Here is a 17,729-nt window from a genome sequence, read left to right as displayed (position 1 = left end):
AGCCATCCCCATATGACAGCCAGTAATTCATATTTACAAACCCGTAAAACATTGTGAACAGCCCGCTAGCCAAGACGGGCAACCAGCGCGCATGCTTAGCTTCATGAACTCAACGTCGAGCCCATACCGTGTCATCACCGTCTGCACCGGCAACATCTGCAGGTCCCCCATGGCCGAGTTCATGCTCGCGGCAGCGCTGGAACGCGAAGGGCTGGACGGGCTGGTGGAGGTGGACTCCGCCGGCACCACCGGCTACGAGGCCGGCAGGCCCATCGATCCCCGGGCCGCCCGCCGGCTGGCGGCAGCACAGTTGGCCTCCGAAAACCATGTCGCCCGGGAGTGGGACCCGCGGTGGTTCAGCGAGCGCGACCTGATCCTGGCCCTGGACATCGACCATTACGCCTGGCTCACCGAGGCAGCACCGGGCCGGGATGCCTTGAACAAGATCCGGATGCTCCGCAGCTTCGACCCGGCCATGGCCGGCCGCGACCGGCTGGACCAGGGCATCGAGGATCCCTGGTACGGCGGCCACGCCGATTTCGACGCCGTCTGGCACCAGATCCACTCCGCCCTTCCCGGGATCGTGGACCACATCAAGTCGGAGGCCCTGCGGGACACGGGACTGCAGCGGCAGGCACGCTGAAAACGGTACGCTCTAGTCCATGAGCCCAGCCCCCGTCATCATCGCCATCGACGGGCGCTCCGGTGCAGGCAAGACCACCTTGGCAGTCGAACTCGCGGCGCTGCTCCGCGCCCACCACAAGGTGTCCCTGTTCCACCTCGAGGACATCTACCCGGGCTGGGACGGGCTCGCGGCCGGCGTCGAACGCTATGTGTCCACGGTCCTCACGCCGCTGAGCCGGGGCGAGGCCGCCACCTGGACCAGCTGGGACTGGGCCAACCATTACGACGGCGATGCCCGGGTAACGCTGCCGGCGGAGATCGTCATCGTGGAGGGCGTGGGCGCAGCGTCCGAGCCTGCCCGCCCGTTCCTGAACGCCGTGATCTGGGCGGAGGCACCGGACGACGTCCGACGGACCCGGGCCCTGGACCGCGACGGCGACACCTACAGGCCGTTCTGGGACCAGTGGGCGGCCCAGGAGGAAGAATGGCTGGGCCGCGACAATGTCCCCGGCCGGGCGGACCTGCGCGTCAACAACCGCGCTGACGGCTCCGCGCCCGCAGACCTGTTGCGGCTTCTCCCCTACCTGCCTGCGCTGGCACCGGTGCTCGCCCCGGAATTGTCCGCCCGCCGCGGCCTCCGCCTGCACGCCGAGCGCCTGGACCTGGCACCGGACGCACCGGCCCTGTTCGAATCCCTGTACGGCCGCTCCCCCAACGCCGTTTGGCTGGACTCCTCCAACCACCGGGACGCACCGGCCGCCGAACGCAGCCGGTTCAGCATCATGGCGGACGACGCCGGCACGTTCGGGCAGTATGTCACGCACCGCGCGGGGGTGGGCTTCATCAGCGCGGGTTCGTCCGTGGCGAAGGTTCCGGGCCCGTTCTTCCGCTGGCTGAACACCGTCTGGGGCCGGCGGGCGGTCCGCACTCCCGAGGGCTATCCGGGCGAATTCACCCTGGGGTGGCTTGGCTGCCTGGGTTACGAACTCAAGCGCGAAACCGGCGGCAGCGACCTTTCCGCCCCCACACCGGACGCCGCCCTGATCTTCGCCGGCCGGGCCGTGGTGTTGGACCATGCCGAAGGCACCGCCTGGCTCCTGGCGCTTGCGGCGCCGGACACCGATGAGTGGCTGGACCGCGCACGGGCAGCCGTTCAGGCCGCCGCTTTAGCCGCCACGACCCCCGCGGGCCCCGCCGGAGCGGTGGGCACAGGAGCGGTGGGCGCCGGGGATGCCGGCGGCAGCACCGGCGTCGGACGCCCCGGCCCGCCCGTTTTCCGCAGCCGGGACACGGGCGCCCGCTACCGGGCGAAAATTGCGGCCGCCCAGCACGAGATTGCGCAGGGAAACACCTACGAAGTCTGCCTGACCACCACCCTGGAAGCCCGGATCCCGGCGGAGACCCTGGATCCCTGGGCCACCTACCTCGCGCTGCGCCGCCGCAACCCGGCCCCGTTCGCCAGTTACCTGCGGCTGGGCGGCCTTTCCGTCGCCAGCACCTCGCCCGAACGGTTCCTGAAGATAGCAGCCGACGGCGGCATGCGCGCCGAACCGATCAAGGGCACCCGCCGCCGGGCTGCCGATCCGCAGGAAGACTCGCAACTGCGCGCCGACCTGGCCACGTCCGTGAAGGACCGCGCCGAGAACATCATGATCGTTGACCTGCTGCGCAACGATCTCAGCCACTTTGCGGTGCCCGGCTCCGTGACGGTCAGCCGGCTGTGCGCGATCGAAAGTTACGCCACCGTCCACCAGATGGTCAGCACCATCGACGCCCGGCTCCTCCCCGGGGCGGCCCGGGCTGAGGCAGTGGCGGCCTGCTTCCCGGCAGGGTCCATGACCGGCGCGCCCAAGATCAGCACCATGGCCATCCTGGACCGGCTGGAGGCCGGGCCCCGCGGATTCTACTCGGGGGCCATCGGGTACTTCTCGCTCAACTCGGCGACCGACCTCGCCGTCGCCATCCGGACCCTGGTGATCGACGCCTCCGGCGACGGAGCCGCGGACCTGACGCTCGGCGTCGGCGGTGCCATCACGTCGGACTCCGACCCGGACGACGAGTACGACGAGATCCGCACCAAGGCCTTTGGCGTGCTCTCCACCCTGGGCTCGGACTTCCCGGAGGACTGACCCTGGCTTAGCGGAACACGGCTGTCCTACTGCACCGTGGCCGTCAGCCGGGCCACGTTGTCCACATACCGGGCGGCCAGCGGCCGGTTCAGCCAGTCCGCCAGCTTCAACTCGTGGGAGATGTCCCGGTAGGTGTCCTCCACCGCGCGCATCTTGTTGACGATGTCCTCGCCCAGGAGCATCACGGAAACCTCAAGGTTCAGCGAGAAGGAACGCATGTCCATGTTGCTCGATCCCAGGACGGCCACTTCGTCGTCGATGGTGAAGTGCTTGGCGTGCAGCACGAACGGCGCCTTGTACAGGTAGATGCGTACGCCTGCCTCGAGGAGTGCTTCGTAGTAGGACCGCTGCGCGTGGTGGACCAGGAACTGGTCGCCCTTTTCGGAGACGAACAGTTCCACATCGACGCCGCGCTGCGCCGCGGTGGTGATGGCGTACAGCAGGGAGTCGTCCGGGACGAAATAGGGGCTGCAGATGGAGATCCGGTGCTGCGCGGAGTAGATGAGCGTGTTGAAGAGCCGGAGGTTGTTTTCCGTGATGAACCCGGGGCCGCTGGGCACCACCTGGGCCGTGACGTCTCCGGGCTCGGGATTCGCCGGGAGCTGCAGCTGGTGTTCCAGGGATTCGTCGGTCTCGCTCAGCCAGTCGGTGGCAAAGACGACGTTCAGGGTGGTCACGATCGGGCCCCGCAGGCAGGCCATGAGTTCCACCCATTCGCGGCCGGCCTTGCGGTGCCGCGGGTTGTTGTAGGAGGGCTCGATCAGGTTCTGCGACCCCGTGAAGGCGATTTCGCCGTCCACCACCATGATCTTGCGGTGGTTGCGCAGGTCCGGCCGGCGCCATTGGCCATGGATGGGGAGGAGGGGAAGCATCCGCTTCCACTGGATCTTGCCGGCCCGCAGGCGCTTGAGCAGCTTCCGGTAGCCCTTGATGCGCAACGTGCCGATGTGGTCGAACAGCAGCCTGACTTCCACACCCCGTTCGGCGGCCTCTTCCATGGCCGTGAGCAGGTCGTTGGTGACGTGGTCCGAGCTCATGATGTAGAACTCGGCGTTGACGAAGCTCTTTGCCTTCCGCACCGCGTTGGTCATGGCCAGGATGGAGTCCGGGTACCCGGGGATGAGGTCCACGGAGTTGTTGTCCACCATGGGCAGTGATCCCAGCGTGCGGTTAAGTTCCGCGGCGGACTTCACCCATTCCGGCCCGGGGTAGTCGCTCTCGACGTCCGACAAGGCAGTGATGCCGGCCCGCACGCGGTCGTTAACCTGCTCCTGCTGCGCGCGGCGGCGGCTGGACAGCTGGAAGTTGCCGAACAGCAGGAACAGGACGATGCCCAGGAACGGGATGAAGAAGATCCCCAGCAGCCAAGCCATGGCTGTGGTGGGGCGCCTGTTGCCGGGGATGATGCCCAGTGCGAGGACCCTGATCACCAGGTCGGCAAAGCCCAGGAGCACCACAACCCACGTCGGCGCGGTGCCGGCAAGCGAAAAAGGCCACAACACGTCAATAACTCCCGGGGAGGTCGGGCTCCGGGGACGGTTCCGGCCGGCGCACTCCGCCCAGCTTAGCGGCGCCGCCGCACTAAGCTGGTGCCATGAGCTCTCCAGCCCCCGTGGTTCTCGTCTTCCTTGACCCTGCCTACCCTGACGGCAGGGTGGCCGACGCCGCCAAACCGCAGCTCCTGGTCACGGACCTGGGCGTCACGCGGGGGGACGGCATCTTCGAAACCATGCTGGCTGTCGGCGGAGCAGTCCGGAAGATGCAGGCCCACCTGGACCGGCTCGCAGGCTCCGCCCGCGCGCTGGACCTCGAGATTCCCGGGCAGGACGTGTGGCAGCGCGCCATTGCGGCCGCCGTTGCCCGGCACCGCGCCGGGAACCCGCCGTCGGACGCTGATGCCGACGAACTGGTGGTCAAGCTGGTGGTGACCCGCGGCGTCGAGGGCGCCCCGGCCCCCACCGCCTGGGTGCAGGTCTCACCCGCCGGGGCGGCGGGCCGCCGCCAGCGGGAAACCGGCATCGACGTGATCCTGCTGGACCGCGGCTATGACAGTGACGTGGCCGAACGGGCCCCGTGGCTGCTCCTGGGTGCCAAGACGTTGTCCTACGCGGTGAACATGGCGGCCCTCCGGCACGCCCACAAGCAGGGCGCGGACGACGTCATCTTCACCTCATCCGACGGCCGCGTCCTGGAAGGGCCCACCTCCACGGTGCTGCTGGCCCACGTGGAAAAGTCCGACGACGGCACTGTGGTCAAGCGCCTCATCACGCCGCAGCTGGACAGCGGCATCCTGCCCGGAACGTCCCAGGGCGCGCTTTTCGCGGCGGCCAAGGCGGCGGGCTGGGAGCTGGGGTACGGCCCGCTGGAGCCCCGCGACCTGCTGGATGCGGATGCCGTCTGGCTGATCTCCAGCGTCCGGCTGCTGGCCCCCGTGAACCGTATCGACGGCAAGGAAATCGGCACGCCGGCCGTGAAGAAGGAACTGACAGCGGAGTTGAGCGGACTTTTCGCCGGGATCCAGTAGCCGCGCAACAGGGCCACCGGCCCCTTTTGCCCTCCCGGCTTCACCCGTAAGGTGTGGACCATGGACTCGCACAAGCTGCCGATCGAAAACCTCTCCTTTGACGACTGCTGGGAACTCCTCGCCAATGACACCGTGGGCAGGCTGGCCATCGTGGTGGACGAGCATCCCGAAATCTTTCCCGTGAACTACATCGTCCACCTGCGCAGCATCGTCTTCCGGACAGCGCCCGGTTCCAAGCTCTGGGGCGCCAAAATGGAGCGGCCGGCGGCGCTGGAGATCGACGGCTACGACCCCGCCACCGAAATGGCATGGAGCGTGGTGGTGCGCGGCGATACCGGGATCATCGAGGACCAGGCGGTAAAGGACCAAGTGGACGGCCTCGGCCTGGAACCGTGGCAGCCCGGCGAAAAGGCCAACTACGTCCGGCTGAACGCGAAGGCCTTGACCGGCCGCAGGTTCCAGGTCAACCGGCCGGATGTCTGGAACACCCGCGTGCAGGACCGGCGCAGGGCCTCGTTCGAATAATGCCCCGCCGCCCGCTTCCGTTCTAGCCGAGCGCTGCTGCCGCCTGCCGGGACAGCTGTGCTTCCAGTCCGGACAAGAGGATGGTGAGCCCCTGGTCAAGCTCGCTGGCGCCGTCGTAATCTGCCAAGGCCGGGGCCAACGCCCGCAGGTTGGGAAATTCCTTGGCGGGCAGGCGGTGGAGCCCCAGCCGCAGCAGCACCTCGTTCTCTTCGGGGTCCACCACGAACTCCTGCAGTTCGTTGAGGATGTGGCCGTAGAGGAAGCCGTAGTACACGCGGTAGACGTGCAGCGCGTCTGAGGGATCGAATCCGGCCGACACCAGCAGGGAAAGGATCTTCTCCAGCGGCCGCAGCGTGCCCAGCGGGCGCAAGCCGAGGGGCGTGGAGAGTGGCCTGGTCACCAACAGGGGCACCACGTTGGGATGCTGGAGCGCCAGGGTCCGCAGGTTGTGGGCGATCGCCCGCAACTGCGCCTTCCAGTCAGGGTCATCCTGCTGGATGGTGAGCTGGTCCAGCACCAGTTCCGAAACCCCGTCGAGCAAGGCAGCCCGATTCTCCGCATAGCGGTAAAGGCTCATCGGGTCCCTGCCGAGCTCCTGGCCCAGGCGGCGCATGGTCAATGCTTCGAGGCCTTCCGCATCCACCATTTCCAGCGCTTTGGCCAGCACGATGTCCCGGCTGAGCCTGGCCTTGGCCTTGCCGGTGCCGGATGGTTTGGGGGAAGTCATGAATTTGTCCTCGCTGCGGACAACTGACCCGAGATCATTCGAGAGGGTTGCCTCATATGTAGTCTACGGGTAAAGTCTACAGTGTAGACAGGCGTTGACGGCGCTCATGATCCCGGTTTCTTTCACAGGATTAATCTATGGACCCGATTGCCACCAGTGCAGGGCATCGAGGTTCGCTGCTGTAGCCGAACGGCGGCGCCACGCACTTAGCGAAGGGACGCCCTCATGGCACATTCCCAGTTTGATCTCTTTCTCCAAGACGCCACCTACTTCGACCAGACCTCCGAGTCCACCCTGGAACGCGACCGCTTCTACGGCCTGTACATGAGCTGGTGCTTCATCAACCAGCACCTGCCGGGTACGGAAACGACCTTCTGGTCAGCGATGAAGACGCGGTTGCCGGGCAGCCGCAAGGGCCTGCGCATGAAAGGTCCGGCTGCCGCCGACTACATCGTGTCCTCGTATCCCGAGCTGGTCTAGGACACATACCCTCCAAGGGATTCCCAGTCCTTGCCTGGCACGTGATCGAAATGCTGTGGCACCCACCGTGCCGCAGCATTTTTCATGCCCGGGCCATGGTTCCCAGGTGGAAGATGGGGCCTAGGTGGGAATGATCCGGAACAGGAACCTGGTGCGGACCATCACCCACAGCAGGCCCAGCACCACGGCGTAGGCCACGGTGTTGAGGAAGATACTCTCTTGCTGGAGGGCGGGGATGTTGGCCACGACGGCGATCAGCACCACGTGCATGATGAAGACATAGAGCGTTGCGCGGCCCAGCGGGATCAGGAACCAGCCCAGCGCCCGCTCAACCGGTTTCCAGTAGGCGCTGAGGAACGCATACGCCGCCACCACCAGGAAGACGACGTTGAGCAGGCGGCCCGGGGCCAGGTAGGTCCGGCCAAAGAGGGCGTCATACATGGCCCGGTAGGTGGCGTCCGGCATCAGCGCCAGCCGGACGTCGTAGTTGTTGGCCAAGTAGGGGTTGCCCCAGGATAGGAAGGCCAGGGCGACTGCAGCCACAGTACAGGCGGCCACCACCCAGGCATGGGCCGACAACCACGCGATAATGCTGCGCCGGTGGTATCCCACCACGAGCCCCAGCACGAACAGCGCCTGCCACACCAGCAGCGGAAAAGAGTCCTCGAACTGCGACGGCAAAATCCTGAACCTGGTTCCGGCCCCCACGGCGTACACCGCCAGCGATACCGCCAGGACCCATACGGCCTTTCCGCGGTTCAACAGGGCCAGGATCAAGGGGCTGGCCAGGAGCAACACCACGTACAGGCCCATCACGTTAAACTGCCAGGGCCCGAACTGCAGCAGCAGGATGGCCGGCAGGACCTGGGGCGGCACCGGGAACTGGAACAGCGACGACATCCCGGCGTAGAGGTCGTACGTCCGGCCGGCACCGTTATGCCCGGCCCCGCCGGTCCCCTGGTCCACGAACGTGGTCAAGGCCTCGGTGTGGAAGAACGGAAGCTGCGCGATGAGGAAGACGCCGATCAGCACCGACAGCGCGGTCACATAGAGCTTCCCCGCCCGGCGGGAGGTGAGGTCCACAACCTTGCCGAAGTCTTCCCTGGCCTTCGGCCCGTAGACCATGCCCACCACCAGGCCGGAGAACAGTACGAAGAGTTCGGCACCCGATACGAAGCCCACGGCCTCCTGGGTGAGCAGCTGGAACAGCGAGACCAGGCCCAGGTGGTTGACCACCACGAAGACAATGGCCATCCCGCGCAGCAGATCCACGCGCGAGTCCCTGTTTCCCGGCTCCTGGTAGCTCCATGCGGTGGCGGCGTTGACCCGGCGGGGAATCTGCCACAGCGCCGCCAGGAGGATGGCCATCGCCACGGCCACGGTCCAGACCGCAGCCCCGGACAGGGTGTTGGCCCGGACATACGATCCGTCCGCGGCCACATCGGTGACCGGCCCGGTGACCACGGCAGAGGACTTCAGCCGGTCCAGCGCAGCTTTGGCGATGGCGGGATTTCCGGTGAGCAGCCAAACGATGCTGGCCACGCCGGTATCCCGGGTGCTGGTGCGCTCGTCCCACACCACCGCCGCCGTCCTGGCGAAAGCCGGCGAGGTGGCGGTACCCACCACCTGGTCCCACCAGGCCGTCTTTATATCCGCCTCCGGCGGTCCGCCCGCGGCAGGGCTGTAGAACGCCGACGTCTGGAGCAGTAGCGGCTTCCTGCGGACCTCCGCGTAGGCACTGTAGAAGTTCTCGCTGCCCGCGCCGGTCAGCATCTCCTGGAGTTCACCGGCACGCGGCACGGTGTTAACGGCAGCGGCGCCGGCAGTGTCGTCATGGTAGGCAGTCAGGCCCACCCAGTCCACGGCGTCGTCCCCCGGATAGTAGGGGGCGTAGGCGGCGTCGGAGCCGTTCCAGGCGCCGTCGCCGTTGGTGTCCAGGAGGGCGAAGCCGTCACTTCCAGGCTGCGGGGCATTCCTGCTCCGGTCAAAGGGGTAGTCCTTGCCCAGGTACGGCGCCCAGACCATGGCGGCCCGGCCGCCGTCGTCCTTTTTGACCGCTGCCGCGACCGCCTTGAAGGCCTCCCGGTAGGCGGCCGGCTGCTGCCCCCAGGCCACCCAGCTCGAGTTCATGTCCGGCGCAAACCGGATCAACAGCCGGCCCTTGAACCCGGAGGCCAGGTCGCGGACCTTGCCGGCGAAGGCTTCCGCTTCGGAGGCGCCGATCTGGTCCAGCGGCACCGTGGGCTTCACGGTGAGCATGGCGTGGGCGCCCTTGGCCGAGGCCTGCTGCAGGAACCCCTCGATGTTGTTCCGGTCCGAGTCGCGGAACGGCAGGCCGATGTCGTGGCCAAACACGGCCGGGCTCGCACCCAGCCGGTCGGAGAATCCGGCGGCGGTATCCTCGCCCCATTCAAGGACGGCACCCAGCCACGGCTTGCCTTGGTCCGGTTCCGCGGAGGCCGCCTGCGCAGCACCGGCGGGCGCCAGCAGCGCCAGGAGCACGACGACGGCGGCGGCCAGGAACGCCCCGGGGGAACGGTGACGGGCACGACGACGGCCGGCCTGGTGGTGCGATGTTGCTGCTCGCATGCTGGCAAGACCCCCCGGTACTCCCACTGTGACGGCAGGGCGGCGCCCCCGGTAGAAACTTTATCGGCCCGGCCGCCCTGCCGCGTTCCCGTGACGCGGTGGTCGCGGGCTCTCAATTACAGAACATGACGACGGCGGCCGTGCGGCTTGGCGGCGCAGGTGTTACGTTTTTGGGGAGTAATGAGTACCGGTGTTAAGCCCTGACTGGCCGGTCGGCAACCCTCCTCTCGCGGCGGGGTGCCTCAGGTGAATACTTGGCATATCGACCGATTCGAGCTGCAAGCGTGAAAGAAGGAGATCCGTCGTGTCTGACGCACCCGCCCCTGACGAAAAATTGTCCTACCGCCTGATTACGGGCCCGGACGACCGCTCCTTCTGTGAGCGGATCTCGGCTGCGCTTGCGGACGGTTACGTCCTGCACGGCAGCCCGGCGGCCACTTTCAACGGCAGCAGCGTCATCGTGGCCCAGGCCGTTGTCCTCCCGGCCGCCATCGCGTCGGCTGACGCCGCGGTGGCCACGGCCGTTGACGACCTGGAAGGCGAGTTCGACGGCGAGGGCCACGCATGAGCTACGCGGGAGACCTGACGCCGCAGGAAGCGTGGGCCAAGCTGGAGCAGGGCGCCATCCTGGTGGACGTCCGCACCGAGGGCGAATGGGCCCACATTGGCATTCCGGATACCAAGGCAACGGACAACGATCCGCTCTTCATCCAGTGGACCTTCCCCGGCGGCATCCCCAACCCCGATTTCGTGAAGGACCTCAAGGAGCAGGCGCCTGAGGACCCGGGCGCTGAGCTCGTGTTCCTTTGCCGTTCGGGCCAGCGATCCATCGCCGCGGCCGTGGCGGCCACCCAGGCCGGCTTCACTTCCTACAACGTCCTGGAGGGCTTCGAGGGGGAACCTGACCGCTACGGCGAACGGACCGTCAACGGCTGGAAGAACCGCGGCCTGCCCACCAACCTCGGAAAGAACTAAGTGACTTTCAATCAAGATGCCCCCGGCTGGAGCCCCGACACCCAGGCTGTCCGCGGCGGGCTGGACCGCACCAACTTCCAGGAAACCTCAGAGGCCGTCTTCCTGAATTCCGGGTTCGTCTACGAATCCGCGGCCGCGGCCGAACGCGCCTTCACCGGCGAGGACGAGCGCTTTGTGTACTCGCGCTACGGCAACCCGTCCGTGGCCACCTTCCAGGAACGGCTCAGGCTGCTGGAAGGCACCGAGGCCTGCTTCGCGACGGCGTCGGGCATGTCCGCGGTGTTCACGGCCCTGGGCGCGCTGCTTGCAGCCGGTGACCGCGTGGTGGCCGCCCGCTCACTGTTCGGGTCATGCTTCGTGATCCTGAACGAGATCCTGCCGCGGTGGGGAGTGGAAACGGTCTTCGTCGATGGCCCGGACCTGGACCAGTGGCGCGAGGCCCTGTCCAAGCCCACCACCGCCGTCTTCTTCGAATCCCCGTCCAACCCGATGCAGGAAATCGTGGACATCGCCGCGGTGAGCGAACTGGCCCATGCCGCCGGCGCCACGGTAGTTGCGGACAATGTCTTCGCCACTCCCCTGCTGCAGCGCTGCGGGGACCTGGGCGCGGACGTCATCGTGTACTCCGGCACCAAGCACATCGACGGGCAGGGCCGGGTCCTGGGCGGTGCCATCCTGGGCACCAAGGAGTTCATCGACGGCCCGGTAAAGCAGCTGATGCGCCACACAGGTCCTGCGCTTTCGTCGTTCAACGCCTGGGTCCTGACCAAGGGCCTGGAAACCATGAGCCTGCGCGTCCGGCACTCCTCGGCCACCGCCCTGCGGCTCGCTGAGTGGCTCGAGGAGCAGCCTGCCGTGAGCTGGGTGAAGTACCCGCTGCTGACATCGCACCCGCAGTATGAGCTGGCGGCGAAGCAGATGAGTGCCGGCGGCACGGTCCTCACTCTTGAGCTGGCGCCCTCGGGCGGGCGCTCCGGCAAGGAGGCGGCCTTCGCCCTGTTGGACGGGCTGCGGATCATCGACATCTCCAACAACCTGGGCGATTCGAAGTCCCTGATCACCCACCCCGCCACCACCACGCACCGCGCCATGGGGCCGGAGGGGCGGGCCGCCATTGGCTTGAGCGACGGCGTGGTCCGGCTGTCCGTGGGGCTCGAGGACGCGGACGACCTCATCCGCGACCTGGAACAGGCGCTGAAACAGATCTAAGGCGTCAGGCCTGGCGGACCCGCAGCAGTTCCGGGGTGTCTTCCACGCCGGAAAGATCTAGGGCGCCGCGCATGGTGGCGTCTACGGCGTGCCGGACCACTGCACCGAAGCCCATATCTTCGGGAGGCGGTCCGGCCAGCGCCCTGTCGCGGGCCCGGCGCTGTTCGGCGGCCCCTGTCCCGCGGGCGATGATGTGCTCCACGCCCTGCCGGGCCATGGCCAGTTCGCCCTGTTCCTGGAGGACAGGCGCCAGGTAATCCACCAGGGAACGGGCTACGTCCGCGGCGGGGGCCGGGCGGAAGTTCCCAAAGTCCAGGAGCTCGCCGCCGAGTCCCGAACTGCTGGCCTGCCAGGAGGCCATCCGCAGCAGGACAGTGGGCACGGGCGCCGGGTCCACCCCCTCGCGCCATTCCCTGCCGGCTGATTCCACCAGGGCGCGGACCAGCACGGCGATCAAGGCTGCATCCTCGGCGCGGAGGCAGACATCCGCCACCCGCACCTCAACCGTCGGGTGGTTCCGGGAGAGCCGCGCGTCGAAATACAGCATCCCTTCATCGAGCATCACGCCGGTGTCCAGCAGCCGGGTGACCACCCTCCGGTAGGCGGGGTACGTCCCGTAGATCGCGGCCGGGCCGGACGTCGGCCACCGGTTCCAGGCCTGGGTACGGTAGCTTTCGAACCCGGTGGGGACGCCGTTCCAGTACGGCGAGTTGGCGCTCAACGCCGTCAGCACCGCCAGCTTGTCGCGGATCCGGTCCAGGACCGCCACGCCCTCTTCCGGCGATTCGATGTAGGTGTGCACGTGGAAACCGCAGGTCAGCTGTTCCTGCGCCGTGAGGCCAAAGCGCTCCAGCATCCTGGCGTAGCGAGGGTCCGGCGTGGTGTGGCTGGCGGATGCCAGCGGAGACGTGGCCAGCGCAGCCACCCTGGCTCCGTTTTTGGCCGCCGCCTGATTGGCCATGGCGCGGCCGGCCCTGATCTGCTCGAGCAGGGCCCCGGACTCCAGGCAGGGCTTTGTCTGCGTCTCGATCTGCTCAAGCTTCAGCTCGGCACTGAGGCCCATCTCGTCGTCGTGATCCGCCTGCTTCCCGGAGTGGTGGAGGTCCGGGTCCACCGGGAGATCGTCCGCAGCGACACGGTGTCCGGCGAGGAGGGCGTCCGCCAGGGCAAGCGGCTCCCCGGACTCCGGATCAACAATCAGGAGTTCTTCCTCGACGCCGAAAGTACGCATACGAACATTCTGCGTCAGGGCCAGGAAATTCCGGGCGCAGCTGCTGATCATGACGAAGCATGAACGCCTAGTCCTGGAAGTACTCCACCTTGGCGCCGATGGTGTTGAGGCGTTCCGCCAGGTCCTCGTAGCCGCGTTCGATCACGTAGATGTTGCGCAGCTCGGAGACGCCCCGTGCGGCGAGCATGGCCAGCAGCAGGCATGCAGCGGGGCGGAGCGCCGGCGGGCAGCCCACCTCCGCGGCACGCCACTTGGTGGGTCCGTTGACGTAGATCCGGTGCGGGTCCAGCAGCTGCACCTGCGCACCTAGCCGGTTCAGCTCCGTCAGGTAGATGGCACGGTTTTCGTACACCCAGTCGTGGATCATGGTCTGCCCGTGGGCGTTCGCGGCGATCACGGCAAAGAAAGGCAGGTTGTCGATGTTCAGCCCGGGGAACGGCATGGGGTGGATCTTGTCCTCGGGCGCGCGCAGCTCCGACGGCTTGGTGGTCACGTCCACCAGCCGGGTGCGCCCGTTGCGGGCCATGTATTCGCCGGAGATTTCGAGCTTCTGCCCCATCTGGCCCAGGGTGGCCAACTCGATTTCCATGAATTCGATGGGTACCCGGCGGACCGTGACCTCGGAATTGGTGACGATGCCGGCCGTAATCAGGCTCATGGCCTCAATCGGGTCCTCGGACGGGAAATACTCGATCTCGGCGTCGATCACGGGCCGGCCGGTGATCCGGAGCGTGGTGGTTCCCACGCCCTCGATAGCCACCCCGAGCATCTGCAGGTAGAAGCAGAGGTCCTGCACCATGTAGTTGGGGCTGGCGTTGCGGATCACGGTTGTTCCCGGCCGGTGGGCCGCCGCCATGATCGCATTCTCGGTAACGGTGTCCCCCCGTTCGGTGAGGACGAAGGAACGGTCCCTGGTGTCCGCGGGAGGCGCCTGGACCGTGTAGAAACCGGCGGTGGCTTCCACCGAGAGCCCGAATTCGCGCAGTGCCTGCATGTGGGGTTCCACCGTGCGGGTGCCGAGGTCGCAGCCGCCGGCGTAGGGCAGCCGGTACTCCCGTGACTCGTCCAGGAGGGGGCCCAGCAGCATGATGACGCTGCGGGTTCGCCGGGCCGCGTCAACGTCCATCCCTTCCAGGTCCAGGACGGCCGGGCGGCGCAGGCGCAGATCCGTGTCGTTGAGCCAGGTGCATTCCACGCCGATGCTGGTCAGCACTTCAACGATGCGGTTGACTTCTTCGATCCGCGCGAGGCGGCGGAGCACGGTGGTGCCCCGGTTGATCAGGCTGGCGCACAGCAGCGCCACGCCGGCGTTCTTGCTGCTGTTGACGTCCACCGCGCCGGAGAGGGTGCGGCCGCCCTCCACCCGCAGGTGCGTCATCCTGGGCTTGCCCACGTTGACGATGCTCCGGTCGAAGATGGTCTCCAGCCGCTGGATCATCTTGAGGCTGAGGTTCTGCTTGCCTTGTTCCATCCGGGCGACGGCGCTTTGGCTGGTTCCGAGTTCGGAAGCCAACTGGCCTTGGGTCCAGCCCTTCTCGGTCCGGGCGTTCCTCAACATGGCGGCGACGTGGCCGGCGGTCTCCTGAGTCATGACGCGAATATATCATAAATGAGATAGAAGGTCGCGGTATGGCCATCCGAGGGAGTATCCGGGGTGACCTACCCGCTACATGCGATAGTACCGGCAGGTAACCCTGCTAGCTGCCCAGCCACACCATGTTCCAACGGCCCGCGGCAAGCGCCGCACCGAGGGCGCACCCGGCGATCAGGACGCCGCCGCCTACCACCCACAGGTCCAGCACACTGAACGTCGATTCGCGGGCCCAGGTTCGCTGCCCGCCGCCGAAACCCCGCGCTTCCATGGTCACGGCAAGCCTCGACGCGCGGCGGATCGCCTGCACCAGGAGCCCGAAACTTTGGCCCAGGGTCGCCTTCACCCGCTGGACCACGTTGCCGCGCGACCCCACGCCGCGGGCACGCCGGGCCATCCCGATGGTCTGCCATTCCTCGGCCATGAGCCCCACCAGGCGCATCGCCGCCAGGGTTCCCAGGACGAACCGGTGCGGCAGGCGCGCCTTCTGTGCCAGCGCATCGGCAAGGTCCGTCGGATCGGTGCAGCTCATCAGGAGCACCGCCGGAAGGGCGATCGCGAAGCCCCGCAGCAGGAAGCCGATGCCCAGCTGGAGGGAGCCTTCGCTCATGGTCCAGATGCCGGCGTCGAGCAGGATCCTCCCGCTGTCCGGAGCCAGGATGGACGTGCTCCAGCCGCCGATGGCGGCGGCGAGGATCAGCGGCCAGCCCCGCTGCCAGAGCAGGGACACGGTGAGGCCGGCCAGGGGAAACAGGATCAGTTCGAAGACCAGCGCCACGGACGCGGAAACCCAGTCGATGGACAGCGCCAGGACCGCGGTGATCAGCACGACGGCGGCAAATTTGCTGAGCGGGTTGGCCCGGGCAAGAAGGGCGCGGTTGCCGTCCAGGGTCAGCTGCTGCCTCATGGCGCCACCGGTTCCGTGGCGGCCATCCGCAGCTCGGCCCCGCCCAAAGCCCGGGTGAATTCGGCGTCGTGGGTCACGGACACCACGGCCGTGCCGGCGTCCAGGAGTTCGGAGAGGAACGAGGCCAGCTCCGCCCAGGTGTTGGCGTCCTGCCCGAACGTCGGCTCGTCCAGGACCAGCACCTGCGGGCTGGCGGCCAGGACCGTGGCCACCGACAGCCGACGCTTCTCACCGCCGGACAATGTGTAGGGATTGGCGTCCACCAGCTGGGTGAGCCGCAGCCGCTCCAGCAGCTCCTCCACCCGGTCCTCGCCGTGGCCCAGGTGCCGCGGCCCGAACAGCAGCTCGTCCAACACCTTGCCCGTCACGAACTGGTGCTCCGGTTCCTGGAACACGGTGCCCACCCGTGAGATCAACTGCTCTGCCTTCCACGCGTAGGGGTCGATCCCGGCACCGCGGCTCAGGTCCACCGCGGCCGACACCTTTCCGGACACCGGTTCAAGGAGCCCGGCAAGGGTCAGTGCGAACGTTGATTTTCCGGCGCCGTTCGGGCCGGTGACGGCCAGCGCCTGGCCGGCCCGGACCTGCGCGGCAACACCCTCCTGGACAGGAACCGGCGGAATCTTCCGGAAGCCTTTGCGGCGGGGACGCTCGCGGGAGACCGCCAGGTCTTCGGCTGCAAGCAGGAGGTTGCCGGTTACGGCGGCCGGGATGCCGGACCGGCGGCGGGTGGCCGGCACATACCCCGGCACCCAGACTCCGGCCGCCGTCAGCATGGCCCGGGCCTCGCTGAGCACCCGGTCCGGAGGTCCGTCCAGGAGCACGGCGGGATCCGAGGCGGAGCCCGGCTGCAGGACCACGATCCGGTCCACCAGGTCCTTCCAGACGGAAACCCGGTGCTCCACCACCACCAAAGTGGCCCCGGTCTTGTCCAGGCAGCGTGCCACGGCGTCCCGGACCTCCAGCACTCCGTCCGGGTCGAGGTTGGCGGTGGGCTCGTCCAGCAGGATCAGCCCGGGACGCATCGCAAGGATGCCCGCCAGCGCCAGGCGCTGTTTCTGACCGCCGGAGAGGGCCGACGTCGGGTGGTCCAGCGGGAGGTGGGACAGTCCGACGTCGGCAAGCGCCTCGTGCACGCGCGCCCAGATGGCGTCGCGGGGCACGGCAAGGTTCTCGGCGCCGAAGGCGACGTCGTCCCCCACCCGGGAGAGGACCACCTGCGTCTCCGGGTCCTGCTGCATCAGGCCGGAGCGGCCGCGACGCTCGCGGGGAGGGGCGCCGTCAACCAGCAACGAACCGGACTCGTCCGCATCGCCGGCCTCGCCGTCGTCGTTGATGTCGCCCAGGACCCCGGCGAGGGCATGCAGGAGCGTCGACTTCCCGGCACCCGAGGGACCGAGCAGGAGTACCCGCTCGCCGGGGCGGATATCCAGGTCGAGGGCGTGGACGGCAGGTTTGGCCCTACCGGCATGCCGCCAGCCCCAGCCGCGGGCCGTGACGGCGGCAGGGCGCACGCCTCCTGCGGCGTCCTGGGAAGGTGCCATCAGGAGAAAACTGGCTCCGTTGCAGCCTTGCGGGACGCGAAGGAACTCAGCACCCCGGTGCGGGCCAGGCCGCGGGTGGCGAGCCAGGACAACGCGCCCGCCAGCACGGCGCCGGACACCGTGGTCAGGACGATGTAGGCGAGCTTGTCCGCCCCGGAGTAGGCAATGTTCCAGCCCCACGGTGCGAATGAGTCATTCAGGCCGCAGAAGAAGCCCGCGGCCGCCCCCGCCACGAGGGAGACGGGCAGGTTGAACTTGCGGTAGACGAAGACCGCGAAGATGATTTCCGCGCCCAACCCCTGGATGAAACCGGAGAAAAGGACGGAGGCGCCGTATTGGGAACCCATCAGGAGCTCGCCCGTTGCGGCCACAGTTTCGCAGAACAGGGCGGCTCCGGGTTTGCGGATGATGAGCATTCCCAGCACGCCGGGAATCATCCAGCCGCCGGCCAGGATCCCGGTCAAGGGCGGGTAGGCGGCGTTCATGGGGGCCGACAGGGCGGCGGCGCCCTGGTCCCAGGCCCAGAAAATGACCCCGCCGGCGATGGCCACCAAGGCCGCCACCACGATGTCGACGACGCGCCAGGACTTACTGGTGGTCTTCTTGATTGCAGCAGTACTCATGTGATCCTCCTGGGTAACAGGAGGGGAAAGTGGCTCCGGCTGGCGGACCGT

The 17,729-nt window shown here is 67.6% G+C and carries 16 protein-coding genes and 1 riboswitch; of the genes, 8 read left to right on the top strand and 8 right to left on the bottom strand.

Going from position 1 to position 17,729, the window contains the following annotated elements; translation table 11 throughout:
• Positions 1-103 precede the first annotated feature (103 nt).
• On the top strand, positions 104-643 hold the full coding sequence (locus AC4EEO_RS00475) for a low molecular weight protein-tyrosine-phosphatase (RefSeq protein ID WP_081624108.1): 540 nt from the start codon (positions 104-106) through the stop codon (positions 641-643).
• A 19-nt stretch (positions 644-662) separates the two neighbouring features.
• Positions 663-2,753: an aminodeoxychorismate synthase component I gene (gene pabB, locus AC4EEO_RS00470; protein ID WP_491339618.1), complete on the top strand. Its 2,091-nt coding sequence runs from the start codon at positions 663-665 to the stop codon at positions 2,751-2,753.
• Between the two features lie 26 nt (positions 2,754-2,779).
• Here pabB and cls read toward each other — a convergent pair whose 3' ends face one another.
• The gene (gene cls, locus AC4EEO_RS00465) at positions 2,780-4,255 is read right to left on the bottom strand and encodes a cardiolipin synthase (RefSeq protein ID WP_491339617.1); all 1,476 of its coding nucleotides are present in this window, start codon (positions 4,253-4,255) and stop codon (positions 2,780-2,782) included.
• Between the two features lie 92 nt (positions 4,256-4,347).
• Between cls and AC4EEO_RS00460 the strand changes: the two genes are divergently transcribed.
• On the top strand, positions 4,348-5,277 hold the full coding sequence (locus AC4EEO_RS00460; protein WP_491339616.1) for an aminodeoxychorismate lyase: 930 nt from the start codon (positions 4,348-4,350) through the stop codon (positions 5,275-5,277).
• A 60-nt stretch (positions 5,278-5,337) separates the two neighbouring features.
• On the top strand, positions 5,338-5,802 hold the full coding sequence (locus AC4EEO_RS00455; protein ID WP_109045511.1) for a pyridoxamine 5'-phosphate oxidase family protein: 465 nt from the start codon (positions 5,338-5,340) through the stop codon (positions 5,800-5,802).
• Between the two features lie 22 nt (positions 5,803-5,824).
• Here the strand turns inward: AC4EEO_RS00455 and AC4EEO_RS00450 are convergent, their stop codons facing one another.
• Positions 5,825-6,529 (bottom strand): TetR/AcrR family transcriptional regulator C-terminal domain-containing protein, encoded by a 705-nt coding sequence (locus tag AC4EEO_RS00450; RefSeq protein ID WP_109045510.1) that lies wholly within the window; start codon positions 6,527-6,529, stop codon positions 5,825-5,827.
• A gap of 225 nt (positions 6,530-6,754) precedes the next feature.
• Between AC4EEO_RS00450 and AC4EEO_RS00445 the strand changes: the two genes are divergently transcribed.
• Positions 6,755-7,009, top strand: a complete 255-nt coding sequence (locus AC4EEO_RS00445; protein ID WP_018760737.1) for a hypothetical protein — start codon at positions 6,755-6,757, stop codon at positions 7,007-7,009.
• A 120-nt stretch (positions 7,010-7,129) separates the two neighbouring features.
• Here AC4EEO_RS00445 and opgC read toward each other — a convergent pair whose 3' ends face one another.
• Positions 7,130-9,598 (bottom strand): OpgC domain-containing protein, encoded by a 2,469-nt coding sequence (gene opgC / locus AC4EEO_RS00440; RefSeq protein WP_491339615.1) that lies wholly within the window; start codon positions 9,596-9,598, stop codon positions 7,130-7,132.
• A 176-nt stretch (positions 9,599-9,774) separates the two neighbouring features.
• Positions 9,775-9,889: riboswitch (SAM riboswitch) on the top strand.
• 13 nt (positions 9,890-9,902) lie between these two features.
• Here opgC and AC4EEO_RS00435 point away from each other — a divergent pair.
• From AC4EEO_RS00435 to AC4EEO_RS00425, 3 genes are read left to right on the top strand one after another with little or no spacing between them, the layout of a single operon-like run.
• Positions 9,903-10,166, top strand: a complete 264-nt coding sequence (locus AC4EEO_RS00435; protein ID WP_018760735.1) for a DUF1737 domain-containing protein — start codon at positions 9,903-9,905, stop codon at positions 10,164-10,166.
• On the top strand, positions 10,163-10,573 hold the full coding sequence (locus AC4EEO_RS00430; RefSeq protein WP_018760734.1) for a rhodanese-like domain-containing protein: 411 nt from the start codon (positions 10,163-10,165) through the stop codon (positions 10,571-10,573). The genes AC4EEO_RS00435 and AC4EEO_RS00430 overlap by 4 nt, the downstream gene beginning before the upstream one ends.
• Complete coding sequence (locus AC4EEO_RS00425; RefSeq protein WP_491339614.1) at positions 10,574-11,782, top strand: O-succinylhomoserine sulfhydrylase; 1,209 nt, start codon at positions 10,574-10,576, stop codon at positions 11,780-11,782. It begins immediately after the preceding gene.
• 4 nt (positions 11,783-11,786) lie between these two features.
• Here the strand turns inward: AC4EEO_RS00425 and AC4EEO_RS00420 are convergent, their stop codons facing one another.
• The 5 genes from AC4EEO_RS00420 to AC4EEO_RS00400 all read right to left on the bottom strand — a co-directional run bounded on the left by AC4EEO_RS00420 (position 11,787) and on the right by AC4EEO_RS00400 (position 17,678).
• Positions 11,787-13,013: a glutamate--cysteine ligase 2 gene (locus tag AC4EEO_RS00420; RefSeq protein WP_109045745.1), complete on the bottom strand. Its 1,227-nt coding sequence runs from the start codon at positions 13,011-13,013 to the stop codon at positions 11,787-11,789.
• Between the two features lie 67 nt (positions 13,014-13,080).
• Complete coding sequence (locus AC4EEO_RS00415; protein ID WP_018760731.1) at positions 13,081-14,604, bottom strand: UDP-N-acetylglucosamine 1-carboxyvinyltransferase; 1,524 nt, start codon at positions 14,602-14,604, stop codon at positions 13,081-13,083.
• A gap of 106 nt (positions 14,605-14,710) precedes the next feature.
• Positions 14,711-15,511, bottom strand: a complete 801-nt coding sequence (locus tag AC4EEO_RS00410) for an energy-coupling factor transporter transmembrane component T family protein (protein ID WP_018760730.1) — start codon at positions 15,509-15,511, stop codon at positions 14,711-14,713.
• Positions 15,508-17,055, bottom strand: a complete 1,548-nt coding sequence (locus AC4EEO_RS00405; RefSeq protein WP_491339613.1) for an ABC transporter ATP-binding protein — start codon at positions 17,053-17,055, stop codon at positions 15,508-15,510. The genes AC4EEO_RS00410 and AC4EEO_RS00405 overlap by 4 nt, the downstream gene beginning before the upstream one ends.
• Entirely contained in the window at positions 17,055-17,678 is a 624-nt protein-coding gene (locus AC4EEO_RS00400) for an ECF transporter S component (RefSeq protein ID WP_018760728.1), read from the bottom strand. The genes AC4EEO_RS00405 and AC4EEO_RS00400 overlap by 1 nt, the downstream gene beginning before the upstream one ends.
• Positions 17,679-17,729 lie beyond the last annotated feature (51 nt).

Source organism: Pseudarthrobacter sp. MOO13 (assembly GCF_058267655.1).
The sequence above is the reverse complement of the archived record's forward strand: the minus strand, read 5'-3'. Positions and strand labels throughout refer to the sequence as shown.

Bases quoted from the DNA above. Each gene is read 5' to 3' on its own strand.
- AC4EEO_RS00475 (WP_081624108.1), top strand. From the start codon at position 104: ATGAACTCAACGTCGAGCCCATACCGTGTCATCACCGTCTGCACCGGC.
- pabB (WP_491339618.1), top strand. From the start codon at position 663: ATGAGCCCAGCCCCCGTCATCATCGCCATCGACGGGCGCTCCGGTGCA.
- AC4EEO_RS00460 (WP_491339616.1), top strand. From the start codon at position 4,348: ATGAGCTCTCCAGCCCCCGTGGTTCTCGTCTTCCTTGACCCTGCCTAC.
- AC4EEO_RS00455 (WP_109045511.1), top strand. From the start codon at position 5,338: ATGGACTCGCACAAGCTGCCGATCGAAAACCTCTCCTTTGACGACTGC.
- AC4EEO_RS00450 (WP_109045510.1), bottom strand. From the start codon at position 6,529: ATGACTTCCCCCAAACCATCCGGCACCGGCAAGGCCAAGGCCAGGCTC.
- AC4EEO_RS00445 (WP_018760737.1), top strand. From the start codon at position 6,755: ATGGCACATTCCCAGTTTGATCTCTTTCTCCAAGACGCCACCTACTTC.
- opgC (WP_491339615.1), bottom strand. From the start codon at position 9,598: ATGCGAGCAGCAACATCGCACCACCAGGCCGGCCGTCGTCGTGCCCGT.
- AC4EEO_RS00430 (WP_018760734.1), top strand. From the start codon at position 10,163: ATGAGCTACGCGGGAGACCTGACGCCGCAGGAAGCGTGGGCCAAGCTG.
- AC4EEO_RS00420 (WP_109045745.1), bottom strand. From the start codon at position 13,013: ATGCGTACTTTCGGCGTCGAGGAAGAACTCCTGATTGTTGATCCGGAG.
- AC4EEO_RS00415 (WP_018760731.1), bottom strand. From the start codon at position 14,604: ATGACTCAGGAGACCGCCGGCCACGTCGCCGCCATGTTGAGGAACGCC.
- AC4EEO_RS00410 (WP_018760730.1), bottom strand. From the start codon at position 15,511: ATGAGGCAGCAGCTGACCCTGGACGGCAACCGCGCCCTTCTTGCCCGG.
- AC4EEO_RS00405 (WP_491339613.1), bottom strand. From the start codon at position 17,055: ATGGCACCTTCCCAGGACGCCGCAGGAGGCGTGCGCCCTGCCGCCGTC.
- AC4EEO_RS00400 (WP_018760728.1), bottom strand. From the start codon at position 17,678: ATGAGTACTGCTGCAATCAAGAAGACCACCAGTAAGTCCTGGCGCGTC.